Origin of the sequence: Paludisphaera rhizosphaerae (genome assembly GCF_011065895.1) — a bacterium.
Classification (GTDB): Bacteria; Planctomycetota; Planctomycetia; order Isosphaerales; family Isosphaeraceae; genus Paludisphaera; species Paludisphaera rhizosphaerae.
Map to the genome: position 1 here is coordinate 199,044 of NZ_JAALCR010000012.1, position 16,323 is coordinate 215,366.

Here is a 16,323-nt window from a genome sequence, read left to right on the forward strand (position 1 = left end):
GGCCGAACGCCTGTGCCCGTTCTCCTCCGCCGGGCGCTATCCAATCGGTCGGCGCTCTAAACCATCGTGGGTCCGAGTTCACTGGAGACGGCGGCGTCTCGTGGAGCTTCAGCGACCGGCGTTGGCGGATCGGCGACAGGAGAACGATCCGTTCTCCGGAACCTGCGGGTCGCAGCGTACGAAACCAGACCGCCGGCCAGGGCGATCAACCAGTGGGGTAGAGACTCGATCAGGGCTTCCATTGCCATGAGGCCGAAGTAGATCGCCGGGGGCGGATCCGCCATGAGGGCGTAAGGAGCGAGATATTGTCCGACTGGTTTCCAGAGTCGATCGTAGCTCGCCCACGCCTGCCACATCAGCGAGCCTGGGTAATCATAGACGCCACGTGTCAGCGTCCCGCCAGACGGCGTCGTGGTGGTGACAAGCCTAATCCCGTGCGGGGGGAACGCCAGGAAGCAGGATGCCAGGCTCAATGAACCGGCAACGAGGAAGCCCAACCAGAATGTACGGCCTCGGCCGCGAACCAGGAGGTAGCACGCGACCTGAAGTGCGACCCCGATGATCGCAGCACCAAGTCGAGGAAAGCCCAAGAAGGCTGGTGCAACGGAAAGGTCGAACGCGACGACGGCCACGAAGATCATCATCGCGCTGATGCGTAGACGGGGCTTCCGCATGGCGTCCCTTCCATGAGCGAGGCTGTTAAGTCGCCGCCTTCTGGCACAGCCGCCTGGGGGCCATTCGGCGCCCTCGACGTCATGGGCGTTGGCCACGCTCACTTCATGTGCTTCTCGAGGAAGGCGAGCACCTTGCCAGGGTTTCGGCCGAACCAGTTGTAGCCGTCTTCGAACCGCTTGGTCGTTCCCTCGAGCCAGTAGAGTTCCTTGTCCTTGCTCGACAGGAGGTCGAAGGTTCTCTGCGCGTCCTGCGGGTTCTTGATGACCGCGTCGTCGCGGAGTTGCCACATCAGGACGGGCAGCGAGACATGGTGCGCCCAGAGAGCACCAGACATGTCCACCGCGGGGAATCCACCAAGCTTCATGATCTCGAGGTCAATCAGTTCCTGGTACTGGCCGATGCCTTGCTTCTCCGACAGGTTCTCGAAAACGGACGACATGTTGGGCACCAGCGGGCTGCACATGCACGTGACGTTCTCGAACAACTCCGGCCGCTTGGCGATGGCGGCGTACTGCGAAACGCCGCCAAGACACTGGCTGTACAGAGCGACCGTCATCTTGCTCAAGCGGGGGTGATTGTCGACGTACTTCTTCACGCCGACGCAGTCCCTCCATTCCCACTGGCCGACTCCGCAGATCCCACCGTTCGCCGCGCCGCTTTGCCCATGATTGCGAAAGTCGTAGGTCAGGACGTTGTAGCCGGCGTCGGTCAGATGCTTGTACTGGATCACGAAGTCGATCTCGACCGGCTCGATGAAGTTGCTCCAGGGCTCGCCCATGTGCCCAGGGTATCCCGCGCGGCACATCGGAAGGGCATGATTGAAAATGACCAGCTTGTCACTCTCTCCGCCCTTCGCAGGGATGTACCAGGCCTCCAACGGCGTGCCGTCGTCCGACGGGATGGCGAGGGCGTACCAGTCTTTCATGCCGTATTCGTCAGGGTCCTTGAAGAGGAAGCTCCGCGGCATCTTGACCATGCCGGCAAGCGCCTTGACCTTGGCAAGGTCCTCCTCGGAAATCGTCTTCCGTTGTTCGAGGGCTTTGTCCATCCGCTCTTTCGGCATGCGACTCATGGGTTCCCCCTCACATCCTTGTATTTATTCATCCTGCACGCATCGGCATGTCACCGAGGGCGACGATTCGATAGGGTCGAGGCGGCCCTTGCTTGCGGCATTGTAGAGAAATCGCGGCGACGAGTCACGCCGGCATGGCTGTCGGCCGGTTCATCCGAAAGTGGTCCTCTTTGTCTACGAGCACACGGGTCGTCGACAATGCGAAGCCCAAGATGAGCTGTCGAACAGCTCTCAGGAGACCGGGTCGGGGAGCGAACGACCTAACCCCGAAGCGCGAGGAAGAACCATCGCCGCCGCGGCGCCTTCTTCGACGACACGAGTTGCAAAGACGGCTGCCGGGCTCGGGGTTTGCATGTTCGTCCAGGATACAGTCGGGGTGGTCCCTTGAGGGGGGCGAGCCGGACGGCTACCCTCGATCGTTTGGGAGTTCCCGGCCGGCGCGACGTTCGGCGGGGATCGAAGCAAGGCGAACGAATATCCAGGAGAGACACGACGATGACGATTCATCGAGGCGCCGCGGTGCTGGCTCTTTGCGGCCTGGTCGGGATCGGGGCTCAGGCCCGCGCCCAGCACGCCGAGACCAAGAAGGCGGCTCCCGGAATCACCAAGGCGGTGGCCGTCCTGGTTCCGACCAAGAACAGCAAGGTTGAGGGTCGGGTGACCTTCACCGAGGACGGCGGCAAGATCAAGGTCCACGCCGTGATCACCGGCCTGACCCCCGGCAAGCACGGCTTCCACGTCCACCAGTTCGGCACGTGGTCCGAGGACGGCATGGCCACCGGCGGCCACTTCAACCCGACCGAAGACAAGCACGCCGACGTCACCGCCGCCATGCGACACGTCGGCGACCTGGGGAACATCACCGCCGACGAGAGCGGCAAGGCGACCCTCGAACTGGAGGATTCGCACCTGTCGTTCCACGGCGCGAACTCGATCATCGGCCGCGGCGTGGTCGTCCACGAGAAGGCCGACGACTTCGTGACCCAGCCCACCGGCGCCGCCGGCGGCCGCCTGGCGGTTGGCACCATCGCCATCGCCCAGCCCACGCCCTGACGATTTGACGCAGACCCAACGAGAACGGGCCGCGGGCCGACCTTACGGGGCGGCGCCGCGGCCCGTTCTCATTTCCAGGCCGCCTGACGCAGGCCGAGCTTTTCCTGGATCTTGGTGACGATGATCGACGGGTGGCGGATCCGCCAGAAGTACAGATGGTCCCAGACCGGGACGGTCCCCGGGACCTTGATCCAGGAGTCGCAGAGGATGTCGCGGATCGGGATAGGAATCCCCGGCCGGTTCCAGTGCGAGGGGGCGACGATCCGGGCGCCCGGCGTGGAGTTGAGCCACCCTCCCCACCAGGCGAACGTCGAGTTGGTGAGGATGTTCGCCCCGCATCGGGTCATCAGGTAGAGCTGCGCCGGGCCGCTAAGGCCCTCGGCGAAGACCACCTCGCGGCCGTGCGTCGGATAGTCGGCCAGGTATTCGCGAGCCAGGTCGGGGCGATCGGCGAAAATCAGGAGCGGCGACGTCCCCCCCAGCCGGCGGTCGGCCCGCTCGTAGTACGACCTCGGATAGCGCGGGAGATACTCGCGGATGTTCTCGTAGTCGGAGTCCAGCCGGAGCGAAAAGCTGGTGAAGTCGGCCAGCGGCAATAGGCCGTACTTGTCCATCGCCTCGGCGACGATAGGCTCGCGGAAGGTGTACCACGACCGCACGGCGGCCGGGTCGTCGTAGTACTTCTCGGACTGGAAGAAGCCCTGGATCTCGGCGCCGTCGCCGACCTCCAGCGCCTCGGGCGAGTAGCCGGCCTGGGGATCCTGGTCGTAGAACCCGGTGATCCCCACGGGCTCGACCGCGCGTTCGTCGCCGTCGTTCAGTTCGAAAATTGCGTCGCCGTCCCAGGTCGGGCAGTAGAATTTCGTCCCCAGCCGCCGGGCCAGGGTCCGTAGGTAGGCGTACTGGAACAACTGATTGCCAAGGCGCCCGTAGTTGCCCAGCTTGGAAAACGAGATCATCGAGGACTCTCAGGCATGGGTCGCGGCAGGTGACGCATCTTGATCTCGCGAAGCAGGATTCGACGAAAGCGTCGCCGACGACGGAGGAAGGGCGAGAGGCGATACTACTCTATAGCCGCCTCGCCAGAGCTTTCAATGGCGGCTACCTCCGGATCCATCCTGGACGTCGTTCTACGATCCACGCAACACGCCGACGACGCCGCGTGCGAAGGTACCGAACTCTTCATTCCTCTGGCACCAGACCGGCTCTAGCTTTCCGCGAGGGATTTTGATCTGCAGGGCGAGTTCCCAACGGAAGATCAGATCGAGAAAGTCGGGGCCGTCCGGGAGGCATTTCCAGAGTTCGCCCATCTGGTCTTCTGGGTGGATCGCACCAGGAGGTAGGCCGCAACCGTCGGCGACGCCCCCCCGTATGGCTAACCAAAGCGGTGCGTCAACCGCATCGGCCCCGACGGCGCGAAGGTATTCATCGTCCAGGACCGGCGGCCGGTTTGCTAACGCCTCGCGGTGGCGATCGGCTTGTCGCCAGCCGCTGTAAAGGCCGACGAGCAAGGGGACCGCCACCAGAGCGACGAGCACCGGGATGGACCAGGCGTCCACCGGCTCAGTCCAAAATGAACTTCGGCGGGTCGGCTTCTTCGTGGCGGATCTCGTCGACGGGTTCCTTCTTGCCCTCGCCGGCGTAGAGGCGGTTGGGGGCGTTGAGGACCAGGCCGGAGACCTCGCCGACGTTGCGGTAGGCGTGGACGACGCCGGGGGGGATCCAGACGGCGGCGGGGTTCGATTCGCCCATGACCTCGACGTGGCGGTTGCCGTAGGTCGGGCTATCCGGGCGGGCGTCCCAGAGATACAGCTTGAAGTCGGAAGGGCCGACGAAGCCGAAGCCGTCGGTCTGGTCGACGTGCTCGTGGGGTCCGCGAGCGACGCCCGGCAGGGTGGACGAGATGTACGTCATCACCGGCCAGCGATCCTTGGCCAGTTCGTCGTTGCGGAAGATCTCGATCAGCCACCCGCGCTTGTCGCTGTACATCTTGAGGCGGCGGATCTCGACGCCCTCGATGGGGCCGTCGACGTACTGGATGGTCTCTTCGGACATACGGCTTCCGTTCGAGCGATCAGTCTGGACCGCCCCCTCCTGATTAAGCGACCCGGACTCCCCGACCACTCGCGGGAACACTCGCCCGGCTTAACCATGTTTCCCCGATCCCGTCCGAACCGTCAACACCGACGCGGAATTCCGTGTCGTCATGATGCCAGGCGTGATCATAATCCCGTTGAAGACCAACGACGGCCTGCGGAGAGCGACGATGCCGCGAATCGTGATGGTGCACGGGATCGACAACCAGAACGAGGGTGAGGACCTGATCCGGTCCTCCTGGATCGACGCCCTGGCCGGCGGTCTCCGCCTGGTCGACCGCGAAGACCTGGCCGACCGACTCAAACTGCCGTCGACCGACCCCTCGCGGATCGACGTCCGCGTCGCCTTCTACGGCCACCTCTTCCGCGCCCCGGACGTCCAGGGCGATCCCGCCGACCTCGACGACCTAACCCCCGCCCAGGCCGCGACCGCCGAGGCCCTGGCCGCCGAGTGGCTCGGGCGCGTCGCCGAACGGGCCCCGGCCGAGAGCCCCTCCGCCGTCCAGGCCGAGCGGGCCCTCGCCATGACTCGCAACTCCGAACTCGTGCAAGGGGCCGGCAACCTCCTACGGGCGACGATCAACACCCTAGCCCGGTTTCCCTTCTTCGCCCGCCCGACATTGTGGTTGGCCGAGCGGACGGTCATCACGACCCTCCGGCAGGTCACCCTCTACCTGACCGAACCCGCGCTCCGCAAGCAGATCCGGGGCATCGTCCTGGGCCGCGTCGACGACGACACGACCATCCTGATCGGCCACTCGTTGGGCTCCGTCGTCGCCTACGAATGCGCCCACCGCCTGCCGGCCCCGCTCCCCCTGCTGACGACGATCGGCTCCCCCCTGGGCCTCCGCACAATTGTCACCGAGCGTCTTGACCCATCCCCATCGTTCCCGCCTCTCGTCCAGAGCTGGCTGAACCACGCGAACCTCGAAGACGTCGTCGCCGCCGAACCCGACCTGACCCCTCTCTTCGGCCGGGACGTCCCCGCAGCCTCCCGCCTGACCTGCTCGCATTACCAAGAAGCCGGCAACGCCCACCGCTCCGAGACCTACCTTGGCCGCGAAATCATCGCCCGCGCCGTGGCCGAAGCGCTGAGATGAACGGCGTTCACTCCAGACCACAGCCGTATTGCTGGATGACATCCTGAAACGTACGCACTAGCTGATGCTCCGGTCCGAAACGGTCGAGGGATCGGTTCAGCCCTTCTCGCAGCCATCGGCATCCATCCGCTTCGCTTCCGGTGAGGATTGAGTAGACCCCCACGAACCCCAATGTGTTAAGCGTATCGGGGTGGTCGCGGCCCAGCACCCGCTCCCGGTCCGGCAGCAACGCCGCGAACAACGCCAACGCCCCCCGCGCGTCCCCGCACCTCCCGGTCCAGGAGGCGATGTTGTTGCGGGTCGTCAGCACGTCGGGGTGGTCGCGGCCCAGCATCCGCTCCCGGTCCGGCAGCAACGCCGCGAACAACGCCAACGCCCCCCGCGCGTCCCTGCACGACCCCGTCAAGGCGGCGATGTTGTTGCGGGTCCTCAGCGTATCGGGGTGGTCGCGGCCCAGCACCCGCTCCTGGTCCGGCAGCAACGCCTCGAACAATGCCAACGCCCCCCGCGCGTCCCCGCACGACCCCGTCCAGCCGGCGACGTTGCCGCGCGTGGTCAGCGTATCGGGGTGGTCGCGGCCCAGCACCCGCTCCCGGTCCGGCAGCAACGCCGCGAACAGCGTCAACGCCCCCCACGCATCCCCGCACCATCCCGTCCAGGCGGCGATGTTGTTGCGGGTCGTCAGGACGTCGGGGTGGTCGCCGCCCAGCATCCGCTCCTGGTCCGGCAGCAATGCCGCGAACGACGCCAACGCCCCCCACGCATTACCGTACGACCCCATCAATGAGGCGATGTTATTGCGGGTTCTCAGGACGTCGGGGTGGTCGCGGCCCAGCACCCGCTCCTGGTCCAGCAGCAACGCCTCGAACAATGCCAACGCCCCCCGCGCGTCCCCGCACCGCCTCGTCCAGCCGGCAATATGTCCCCTCAGCATCAGAACCCGTCGGTCGTCGCTGTTCAAAGATTCCGAGAACCGCGCCAGCCACTCCTCCCACCGGCCGAGATTCTCCCGCGGGATGTTGGACTCTCGGTGGAAAAGGCTGTTGTACGCCTGGTCGACGTCCCCGACTTCCCAGAGGTGGTGCGGCTCGCGGAGAAACGCGTAGCGGTGCAACGGGTCGTCGACGAGCCGCTTCGTGCGGGGGGCGAGGGCGTTGATGGCCGCGGTCATCGCTCGGTGGGCGGCGGGGATGTCGATGTGGAAGCCAGCGTCGGCGGCGGATCGGCTGAGGAGGTATTCCGCCAGGGTGGCGTGGAAAAGACCCGCGTGCTCTGCGGGGGTGGCGGCGTCACGGCGGACGACGAGGCCCCCGAGAACGTCGAGCACAGTCAGAACGTCGTCTTTGCCTGAGGGTCCTTCCAGACTCGCCAAAGCATGGACGAGCAAGGGGAGGGGGAGCAATGGCCCGGGACCGGCGACGGCAAGGAGGGACAGAACGGGCCCGAAACGCTGGCGCCAGACCGCAGCCGAGCCGCCCGTGGTCTGCGACAGGCGTTTGGCGTAGGCCTCTTCGATCGTGTCGTGCAGGCGGGCTAGGTCAATATCAGGGTCGCCGAGCACGGCGTCGGCGAGTAGCTCCGTCACCAGCCATTGGCCGGCCGACTTCCCAAGGATCGCCTTCCGCGCCGGGGACGGGACCCTCCGCGAGTTGAGATACGCTTCCAGATCATCCGCCGGGGTCGACTCCAGCGCCAGGCGGCGGGCGTCGGGGAAACCCGGCGTCTCCGGATGCGCCGTGACGATCAACCGGAGCGCCGGCGGCCGCGCGGCGAGGGCTTCCGAGACCGTCTTCCTCATGATTTCGGAAAGCTGGTCGAAGCCGTCGAGCACGATTCGAACAGACCATCCTGCAGGAAGGAAGCCGAGCGGCCCGACGATCTTCAAGCTGACGTAATCCGGATCCTCCCGGGGTCCCGAACGCTGGAACTCATCGACGGCCCCCGCGAAGCCGGGAACGGTGCGTTGAAGCTGCTTCTCCAGGTCGCGGGCGAGGTCGACCTCGGTCGTCTGGGCGTTGATGATAGCGATCGCCTGGACGAAGCCCTCGGGGACAGCCCCTTCGGTCAGTTCGGGGCGGACCAGGGCTGAGGCCAGCGTCGACTTGCCGGTCCCCGCCGCGCCGCTCAGGTAAACCACCGGGTCGGCCTCGCTCGCCGCGACCAATCGGCGGAGTTCGGCGGTGGGCTGGAAGTAGAGCGTCCGCTGGAGGATCACGGGGCTGGAGGGGCTCCCCTTCCAGTTCCAGAAGACGTCGCCGGGGTCTTTGGCGTTGTTGCGGCCGAGATTGAGATCGGCACCGGACTCCACGAGTCGCGCCGGGTAATGCTCGGTGTCGAGCCGCCGGTAGACGTCGCGGCAGCGGAGGCGAGCGCCGGCCTCGGACTCGGGGGCTCCGCGTTCGAGGACTTTGACGAGCGTGTGGAAGAGCGGAGCGCCGGCCGTCACGCGATCGTCGGTCGCGGTCAACAACTCGAAGGCGTGCTGTTGCTGGACGCCATCGGCCCAGTCTTTCATCGCCTGCTTGACGCCCTCGCCCGCGTGGCAGGCGTCGATGAGGACGGTCACGCCCCGGCCGCCCGTGTGGTCGAGCAGGCAGTCGCCGAGGAACCGCGCAATGTCGACGGCTCCGCCGGGCTTCGGCTCGACCGACTTGAGAGGCATCAGATAGAACCGGCCGTTGGAGAAGACGCCGTGCCCGACGTATCCCACGACCAGTGAATCGCCGGCTGCGGCGGTCTGCTGGACCGCCGCTCTGATCGCGTCTTTCATCACGTCGACGGTCGGGTCGATCAACAGCCCTGCGGGGCGGTCCTTGAGTTCGACGCCGACGCAATCTCCCGGGCCGGTCGTCATCAGGGCGTGCAGACGTTCGGCGACGCGCGGGAGGAAGCTCAGCCTCCCGAGGGCCTCGTTCTGCGAGCCGATGATGAGGACCCGGCGACCAGCCATGATGGAGACTCGCGCCGGGGCCTATTGCCAGGCTAATGCGAGAGGACGTCCGCTCATGGTATCGCGAAGGCGCGGGTCATTCCACTTCCATCGGCCGGACGCGCATGGGGGTAGGGCGGGTGTCGCGGTTGTAGTCGGAGCCGGCGTAGCCGCCGACGAACATCTTCTTGACGTCTTCCCGGTCGAACGGAGGACGCCAGGCGACGCGGCGGCCGGGGTCGGTGGGAGTTCCGCTCGTGTACGGCGTGTAAGCGCGGTCGCGGGCGCAGCCGGAAAGCGTGCAGGCCCAGGCCAGGCCGGCGAAGGCCGTCGCGAGGCGAACGAGACGGCGAGTCTTGCGCGTGTCCATGACCATGAGAGAGGCCCTTCCTGTACGGTTCGACTAGCAATCGGACCCCGCCGGAGGCGTCTGCCTCCCTTCTCCCCTGGTGGGAGAAGGTGCCCTGGAGGGGCGGATGAGGGGGGTCCCAACCGTCGGCCGATTGAGGTCCTCCTCATCCGGCCTTCGGCCACCTTCCCCCACCAGGGGGGAAGGGAGGTTTCTTCCGCTTCCGCCGAAGCTCGAAACGGGGAGGCGACAAAGCCCACCTCCCTCGTGTATCGGACGACCGCCGCAGCCAGCTTAACCCGGACATCCGAAACACTCTTCCAACGCCGGAATTCGTCCCCGGACGGGCGGAAAAGGCTCAAGTCTCGGAGGCCCGCCCAGGAACCGGCGCGAGCGTCGCAATCGATTCAAGCGGCGCAACAAGCGCGGTCGATCGAAAGCCTGTCGCGGTCGGCGGGGGTCCGTCGGCGTGAGTCGGCAAGGTCCGGGCGGGGAAGGGGTTGGGATGACGTATCATTCCGGACGTCGGACCTTGCGAGCCTCGGCCGTCGCGCTCTGGGCGGCCGGCCTGACCGCGTCCGCAAGCGGCGGCGACGCCTGGACGCCCGGGCGGCCCACGCCCATCGCCGTGCACGACGGCGTCGCCTCGTTCTCGGCCCCCAACGACGGCGAAGGCGGCGACCTGCTCGTCGTCGTCTCATCCCTCTCGCGAGAAGCCGGCCCGTTTCCTTTGCGGCTCTCGGCTCGCTCCGCCGAAAGCGCCCAGCCCCCCGAGATCGCGGCGCCCGGGATCGAGCGAAGGCCCACGCTGGCCCCGTTTCGCCCCGATCCCGAACCGGCTCCTCCACCTGCCGCCCCGGCCTCCCGACGCGACTTCCACATCATGGCCCGCGAGGGAGACGTCGGCGTCGCGGCGAACTATGAGAAGGTCCACGGCGTGCTCCGGGCCGTCGGCGAACGCGTCGCGGTGTACGTCGCCGAGGGGGACCTGACGGCCGTCGACGACGCCACGCTGACCGACGTCGTCGAGACCTTCGACAGGAGCGTCCTTCCCGTCGCCTCGCGGAGCATCGGCGTGGCCGCCGACGTTGACGGCGACGGCCGGTTCGCCGTCCTCTTCTCGTCGTGGCTGACCCGCCTGGGGGGCGGCCGACACGCCGTCGACGGCTACGTCCGAGTCACCGACCTCGACCCCTCATACCCGCCCCCGTTCGGCGACCGTTGCGACGTCATGCACCTGAGCACCGCCCTCCGCGCGGGGCCGCACCTCCGCACGGTCGTCGCCCACGAATACACGCATGCCGTCGTCTTCACGCGCAAGTCCCGACGCGCCGGGGAATCTCAGGCCGTCGAGGAGGGCTGGCTCGACGAGGGGCTCGCCCACCTTTGCGAGGACCTGCATGGTTTCGGACGGTCGAACGTGGACTACCGCGTGAGCGCGTTCCTCTCGCGGCCGGAGCATTACCGGCTGCTGGTGGACGACTATTACGCGGCCGACCTCTTCCGCAGCCACGGCAACCGAGGGAGCACGTACCTGTTCCTCCGCTGGTGCGCCGACCGCTACGGCCCTGACTTGCTGCCGACGCTCGTCGGATCGAACCTCCACGGCGCGGCGAACCTGGAAGCGGCGACCGGCCGGCGGTTCGAGGACCTCTTCCGCGAGTGGTCGGTCGACCTCTTCACCCGGGGCGAGGCCGCCGCCTATTCGGGTTTCGACAGCCGACCCGCCGGCCCCTGGCTCCCCGCCGGGCCGAGGCCCTCGCGGACGACCGTCGACGGCACGCCCGACGCCTGGGATGCCGCCGGCACGAGCCCCCACTACGCCCTGATCGACGCCGGCCGCGCGAAGGCCGTCGAGATCCGCGTCGAAGGCCCCGCCGACGCGAAACTCCAGGTCACCGCCGCCCGGCTCCCCAGGTCGTCCCGCCTGACCCTCACCGCCCGGACGTATCGGGCGTCGAACGGCGACCTGGTCCTCCGGGCCTCGGCGAAGGAGACCGGCGGCGCCCCTGCGCGGCTGGTGGCGCTCTCGTGGGAGCCGCTCACTCCTCCCGCCGACGCCCGCCGATCCCCCCTACGCCCGGGGAAGCTCGACATGGAGAAGCTCAGCGAGGCCTTCGGCGCCGACGCCCTCCCCGCCGCCGGCTCGCTCGACTCCCTCCCCATCCGACTCGACCCCGAAGCCAACGCCGGCCCCCTCGTCGTCAAGCTCCTGGCCCTCGACCCCTCCGGCCGCCCCGTCGCCGCCTGGGCCGAACTGGTCGATGACCGGCCTGAAGTCGCTCGCCGAGACACGGCCGTGGGGCGCTGACAGCCGATGGGCCGCGCAACTCCGTCCCCTCTCCCACCGGGAGAGGGCAGCCGCGAAGCGGCGGGTGAGGGTCGCGGGAGTTCGGAGGGCATGCCAGACGAAATCCAGGACCATAACGGCCTTCCCCCCTCGCGGGGGAAGGTGGCCCGAAGGGCCGGATGAGGGGGGATCGGCTCCGCGTTCAAATCGACCGATCGGACGCGCGTGCGACAGCGGTCGTCCCCCTCATCTGATCGCTTCGCGATCTGTCTTCCCCCGCGAGGGGCGAAGACCCTCGTCAGCCCCGCTCGAACCAAACTCCGACGACCCTCACCCGGCCCTTCGGGCCACCCTCTCCCGGTGGGAGAGGGACCTGAGACACCACACATCTGTCCGGGGAAACCCATGCGAACATGGAGAAAACGAGCATTTCGACGGCAAATCACTATACAGATGTTGACATCCAGTCGATACCTGTGTTGAATCCTCATGCCCGCCGCACTTAATGTTCGTGCGAACAGGTGCGAAGGGCCTGGATCTTGACGGGAGGTGGAGCGATGGCCGAGGCTCAGAAGTGCGGGTTGCCGACGATCACGCCGCACCTGGTGGTGAAGGGGGGCGCGGAGGCGATCGAGTTCTACAAGAAGGCGTTCGGGGCCGTGGAGCGGATGCGGATGCCCTGGCCGGGTCCTGACGGGGTCGAGAAGATCGGCCATGCGGAGTTGGAGTTCGGCGATTCGCTCGTGATGCTGGCCGACGAGTTTCCCGAGCACGGCAGCATCGCGCCGGCCGCGGGCGGGGCGAGCGTCGTGATCCACCTGATGACGCCCGACGTCGACGCCACGTACGCCAAGGCCGTCGAGGCCGGCGCGACGGCCGTCATGCCCCCCGCCGACATGTTCTGGGGCGACCGCTACGGCAAGCTCGTGGACCCCTTCGGCCACCACTGGTCGGTCGCCACCCACATCGAGGACGTCTCCCCCGAGGAGATGAAGAAGCGCATGGACGCCATGATGGCCAGCGCCGGCGAAGGCTGTTCCTGAGTCGTCGGCCTTGCCCTCGCCCCCGTCACGCGGCCCGAATCGAGGCCGCCCCTGACGTGGGCGTGGCGGGCCCCGGGCCGATGAGTCGTTCACGGGAGGGCCGGGCTCACACGCCATGGCTCGTCTGAGGCGTGAGCGACTCATCGACCGGGTTGAAGATCAGTTCGATCCGTCGCCAGGTCGCAGTCCAGCCGGCGCGATCGGAGGACTTCAACCACGACGCCACGGCCGGCAAGCCCGTTTCCCGGAGTAATCGGTTGGCCGGATGTCGGAACTCGGCGAGCACCGGGTACGCGAACAACTCCCACTTTTCATCGTACCAGCCGCTCTGAATCATATACTCCGCCGCGCTGACGCCCGGCTTGCGGGCGGGGTGGAACTCGGCCGTCATGACCTTGTAGGGCGACCTCTCCTCAAGCAGTCGGCGGAACTTTGAGGCGGGCCAGACGGCCTGGTCCCAAAAGGTCAGCGACAGCGCCTCGAAGCGAGGCGTCCCGACGAGCGCCTGGCTGACGGCCTCGGCCCCGATGGGGAAGGAGAGGCCTCGCGGCAACTTCGCCCGATATGTCGTCGGAATCATCATCGCCGCGTCTCCACGGCCAGGCCTGAGTCGACGGAGCCCGACCAGCACGCGCCCCTTGCGAGGAGGCCCGTGCGACGGTCCAATCCTATCTCACCAAACGGCGAGGAGCGACGATGGTCGAGGCTGCGACGGACGACGATGCCCGGGGCGACGCGGTCGGCTCGGCCTGGTTCTGGAACGATGAGGGCGAATTCGCCGCCTCGATTCGCGCCCAGGCGATCGCGATCAATCGGGTGGCGGGCACCTGGGCCTTCCGTTCGTTCGTGATCGCCTATGGGCATTTCCTCATCCTGATGGGGCTGTTGTTCATCACCAACTGGTCGGCCGATCGCCCGGACCAGCGCTGGCGGCTGGCCCAGTTGGTGATACTGGCCTTCGGCCTTGTGATGACGGCCCTGGGCGGTTGGATCGTCTACGTTCGGTTCTACGGCTACCGCCGAAGGATGCGAAACGTCTTCCGCGACGCCCCGGCGGCCGGGCTGCACCTGCATTACACCTTCACGCCGGCGCGGTTGGTCTCGCACAGCGACAAGTCGGACGCGAGCAACGATTGGAGCGTGTTCGTCAGCGCCGTGGAGGTTCGCGACGGCTACATCCTGATTTCCGCGCATCGGAGGAGCACCTGGATCCCCAAGCACGCGCTGGAGCCGCCGTTCGACGTCCCGGCCGCTTCGGCCTTCCTGAGGTCGAAGATCGCCAGGTATCGCGTGGTCGACCGCGCCTTGCGTCGCTCGTCGCCGATCAGGCGGCCACTCAAGCCGAGCGACGTTCCGTCCCAGGCAGGCCCGAACCCGGTCGTCGGCGTGGCGTCCTTCCCCATAGATCGGGAGGAATTCACGAGGGCCTCGCGGGCGTCATTGACAGCATTCCGGCCGTGGCATCGTTCGCGATCCCGAGAGCTGCTGTTCTTCGGCTTTTGGCACCTCTTGCTGGTGTTGGGGCTCTACGAAACGTTCAAACGGCCGGCGACGCCCGACGACCGAATCCTGGGTTCGCTCGCCCCCGTCCTGGCGGCGTCGGCGGCGTTCGTCTTGTGGCTGGGACTGTACGGCGTTCCTCGGCTGATCCGCGCCTCGCTCCGAAGGTACCCCCTGATCGGCGAAGAATTCACCTTCACGTTCACCCACGAACGTTTCATCAGCCACAATCGCCTGGTCGACACCAGCATCGATTGGTCGTTTGTGCATAGCGTCGTCGAGTTCGCCGACGGCTTCTTCATCCGGCTCAAGAGGTTCCCCGGCGGCTACTGGGTCCCGGATCACGCCTTGAGAGCCCCCTTCGACCACCAGCAGGCCGCCGCCTTCCTGCGATCGAGGGGTGTGAAATACCGCGTCATCGACCGCGCCGTCGGGCGGGGGGCTTGATCGGGGCGGGCTCGGCCTGGTTTTGCGCGAGCAGCCCGGCGACGAGGATGTCCACGAGACGTTGAGCGGCCCGCTTCCCGTCCGGGCCGGAGCCGGCGTGGGCCACGCCCGCCAGGGCTCGCAGGAGGTCGAGGGGTTCAAGGTCTGGGCTGGTCTTGCCGGAAGCCCGCTCGACGAGCGTCCCGATGGTCTCAGTTATCCGGGCGCTGAACGCGGCGTAGATCTCGGACGGTCCGCCGGCGACCGACTTGAGAACCTCGGACATGCCGTGCTTGGTCCCGAGGTAGTCGACGAACAGCAGCATCCACTCCCGGAGCGCCTCGACCGGCGGCGCCTCGGCGGCCAACCGCTCCGCCGCCGCGATGAGCTGCTCGATCTCGTTCCGGTAGACGGCGGCGATCAGCGCGTCGCGGGTCGGGAAATGGCGGTAGAGCGTGCCAATCCCCACGCCGGCCCTCCGCGCGATCTCCTCCAGGCTCGCCGCCGCCCCCTTCTCGGCGAAGACGGCCTTCGCATCCGCAAGCAGCCGCACGCGGTTCCGCTCCGCATCGGCGCGCGGTCGGCGCGAGGGGGATGGTTCACCGTCGGCGGGCATGGCGGGACGACTCCTTGATAACCGGAGGCATCCTCCGTATATTTCCGGAGGCCGCCTCCTCTTATCTTACACCATCGCCGGCTGAGCGTCAGCCGAGGGTGGGGGATTGCGGCCCAGCCAGGAGATCACGATGTCTGGACCTTTCCATGCCGAGTCGACCACGGACGAGGTTCTCGCGGGCGTCGACCTGAGCGGCAAGCGGGTGCTGGTGACGGGCGTCTCGGCCGGGCTGGGGGTGGAGACGGCCCGTTCGTTGGCGGCGCACGGGGCTCAGGTGGTCGGCGCGGTCCGGGACCTGGCCAAGGCGAAGCAGGCGACCGCCCACGTGGCCGCGGAGGCGGCGAACGGCGGGGGCCTGGAGTTGATCGAGCTGGACCTGGCCTCGCTGGCGAGCGTCCGCGCCTGCGCCGACGCCCTCATGGCCGACGGCCGGCCGATCGACGTGGTGATCGCCAACGCCGGCGTGATGGCGACGCCCCTGTCGAGGACGGCCGACGGCTTCGAGATGCAGTTCGGCACGAACCACCTGGGGCATTTCGTCCTGGTCAACCGGATCGCCGGGTTGATCCCCGAGGGCGGCCGACTGGTGAACGTCTCGTCGGCGGGGCATCGGTTCTCCGACGTGGACCTGGACGACCCGAATTTCGAGCACACGGAGTATGAGCCCTGGGCGGGCTACGGCCGGTCGAAGACGGCCAATATCCTGTTCGCCGTCGAGTTCGATCGCCGATGCCGCTCGCGAGGCGTGCGGGCCGCTGCGCTCCATCCGGGCGGCATCCAGACCGAACTGGCGCGGCACATCGACGGCAAGGCGATTGAGGAGCGGATCAACCAGATCAATGCTCAGTTGGCTGCTGAAGGCCGGCCGCCTTTCCGGTTCAAGACCATCCCGCAGGGGGCCGCGACCTCCGTCTGGGCCGGCTTCGTCGCCGACGCCGACGAGGTCGGCGGCCGCTATTGCGAGAACTGCCACGTCTCGGACTTCACCGACATGCCCACCAGCGCCATGAGCGAGGGCGTCCGCCCTTACGCCCTCGACCCCGAACGCGCGAAAGCCCTCTGGGCGAAGAGCGAGGAGATGGTGGGCGAGAAGTTCTGAGGGCTCGACCTGGCCCGAAAACCGCGGTGCGTCAGCCACGCCGCCCCGGCGGCGCGGCGGCGATTCTCGCGTGAA

At 67.3% G+C, this 16,323-nt stretch carries 15 protein-coding genes; 6 read left to right on the forward strand and 9 right to left on the reverse strand.

All coding sequences use genetic code 11. The features are described from left to right. Positions 1-56: 56 nt before the first annotated feature. Together G5C50_RS17370 and G5C50_RS17375 are read right to left on the reverse strand one after the other, a co-directional pair. Positions 57-674: a hypothetical protein gene (locus G5C50_RS17370; protein ID WP_165071395.1), complete on the reverse strand. Its 618-nt coding sequence runs from the start codon at positions 672-674 to the stop codon at positions 57-59. A gap of 98 nt (positions 675-772) precedes the next feature. Continuing rightward, positions 773-1,747 (reverse strand): alpha/beta hydrolase family protein, encoded by a 975-nt coding sequence (locus tag G5C50_RS17375; RefSeq protein ID WP_165071397.1) that lies wholly within the window; start codon positions 1,745-1,747, stop codon positions 773-775. A gap of 495 nt (positions 1,748-2,242) precedes the next feature. Between G5C50_RS17375 and G5C50_RS17380 the strand changes: the two genes are divergently transcribed. Continuing rightward, the gene (locus G5C50_RS17380) at positions 2,243-2,800 is read left to right on the forward strand and encodes a superoxide dismutase family protein (protein ID WP_165071398.1); all 558 of its coding nucleotides are present in this window, start codon (positions 2,243-2,245) and stop codon (positions 2,798-2,800) included. A gap of 68 nt (positions 2,801-2,868) precedes the next feature. Here the strand turns inward: G5C50_RS17380 and G5C50_RS17385 are convergent, their stop codons facing one another. The 3 genes from G5C50_RS17385 to G5C50_RS17395 form a co-directional block, all read right to left on the reverse strand. Next, entirely contained in the window at positions 2,869-3,759 is an 891-nt protein-coding gene (locus tag G5C50_RS17385; RefSeq protein WP_165071400.1) for an alpha-1,2-fucosyltransferase, read from the reverse strand. Between the two features lie 171 nt (positions 3,760-3,930). Further along, positions 3,931-4,359, reverse strand: a complete 429-nt coding sequence (locus G5C50_RS17390; RefSeq protein WP_165071401.1) for a hypothetical protein — start codon at positions 4,357-4,359, stop codon at positions 3,931-3,933. A gap of 4 nt (positions 4,360-4,363) precedes the next feature. Continuing rightward, complete coding sequence (locus G5C50_RS17395) at positions 4,364-4,855, reverse strand: dTDP-4-dehydrorhamnose 3,5-epimerase family protein (protein ID WP_165071403.1); 492 nt, start codon at positions 4,853-4,855, stop codon at positions 4,364-4,366. Between the two features lie 211 nt (positions 4,856-5,066). Here G5C50_RS17395 and G5C50_RS17400 point away from each other — a divergent pair, with 211 nt between their 5' ends. Then, a complete protein-coding gene (locus G5C50_RS17400) occupies positions 5,067-5,996 on the forward strand; it encodes an alpha/beta hydrolase family protein (protein ID WP_165071405.1) in 930 nt (309 codons plus the stop codon). A gap of 7 nt (positions 5,997-6,003) precedes the next feature. Here G5C50_RS17400 and G5C50_RS17405 read toward each other — a convergent pair whose 3' ends face one another. Then, positions 6,004-8,946, reverse strand: coding sequence for a tetratricopeptide repeat protein (locus G5C50_RS17405; protein ID WP_165071406.1), 2,943 nt, complete (start codon positions 8,944-8,946; stop codon positions 6,004-6,006). A gap of 76 nt (positions 8,947-9,022) precedes the next feature. Then, positions 9,023-9,301, reverse strand: a complete 279-nt coding sequence (locus tag G5C50_RS17410) for a hypothetical protein (RefSeq protein ID WP_165071408.1) — start codon at positions 9,299-9,301, stop codon at positions 9,023-9,025. A 478-nt stretch (positions 9,302-9,779) separates the two neighbouring features. On the opposite strand from G5C50_RS17410, the gene G5C50_RS17415 reads away from it, so the two are divergent. Both G5C50_RS17415 and G5C50_RS17420 read left to right on the forward strand, forming a co-directional pair. Beyond that, positions 9,780-11,585, forward strand: coding sequence for a hypothetical protein (locus G5C50_RS17415; RefSeq protein WP_165071409.1), 1,806 nt, complete (start codon positions 9,780-9,782; stop codon positions 11,583-11,585). Between the two features lie 536 nt (positions 11,586-12,121). Next, complete coding sequence (locus tag G5C50_RS17420) at positions 12,122-12,607, forward strand: VOC family protein (protein ID WP_165071411.1); 486 nt, start codon at positions 12,122-12,124, stop codon at positions 12,605-12,607. A 106-nt stretch (positions 12,608-12,713) separates the two neighbouring features. On the opposite strand, the gene G5C50_RS17425 is transcribed toward G5C50_RS17420, so the two are convergent. After that, positions 12,714-13,190 carry a hypothetical protein gene (locus G5C50_RS17425; RefSeq protein ID WP_165071412.1) on the reverse strand — a complete coding sequence of 159 codons (477 nt, stop codon included), beginning with the start codon at positions 13,188-13,190 and terminating at the stop codon, positions 12,714-12,716. Positions 13,191-13,303: 113 nt separating this feature from the next. On the opposite strand from G5C50_RS17425, the gene G5C50_RS17430 reads away from it, so the two are divergent. Continuing rightward, entirely contained in the window at positions 13,304-14,554 is a 1,251-nt protein-coding gene (locus G5C50_RS17430) for a YcxB family protein (protein WP_165071414.1), read from the forward strand. Here G5C50_RS17430 and G5C50_RS17435 read toward each other — a convergent pair. Further along, the gene (locus tag G5C50_RS17435) at positions 14,523-15,149 is read right to left on the reverse strand and encodes a TetR/AcrR family transcriptional regulator (RefSeq protein ID WP_165071415.1); all 627 of its coding nucleotides are present in this window, start codon (positions 15,147-15,149) and stop codon (positions 14,523-14,525) included. The genes G5C50_RS17430 and G5C50_RS17435 overlap by 32 nt on opposite strands. A gap of 130 nt (positions 15,150-15,279) precedes the next feature. Here G5C50_RS17435 and G5C50_RS17440 point away from each other — a divergent pair, with 130 nt between their 5' ends. Then, positions 15,280-16,248 carry an SDR family NAD(P)-dependent oxidoreductase gene (locus tag G5C50_RS17440; RefSeq protein ID WP_165071417.1) on the forward strand — a complete coding sequence of 323 codons (969 nt, stop codon included), beginning with the start codon at positions 15,280-15,282 and terminating at the stop codon, positions 16,246-16,248. Positions 16,249-16,323 lie beyond the last annotated feature (75 nt).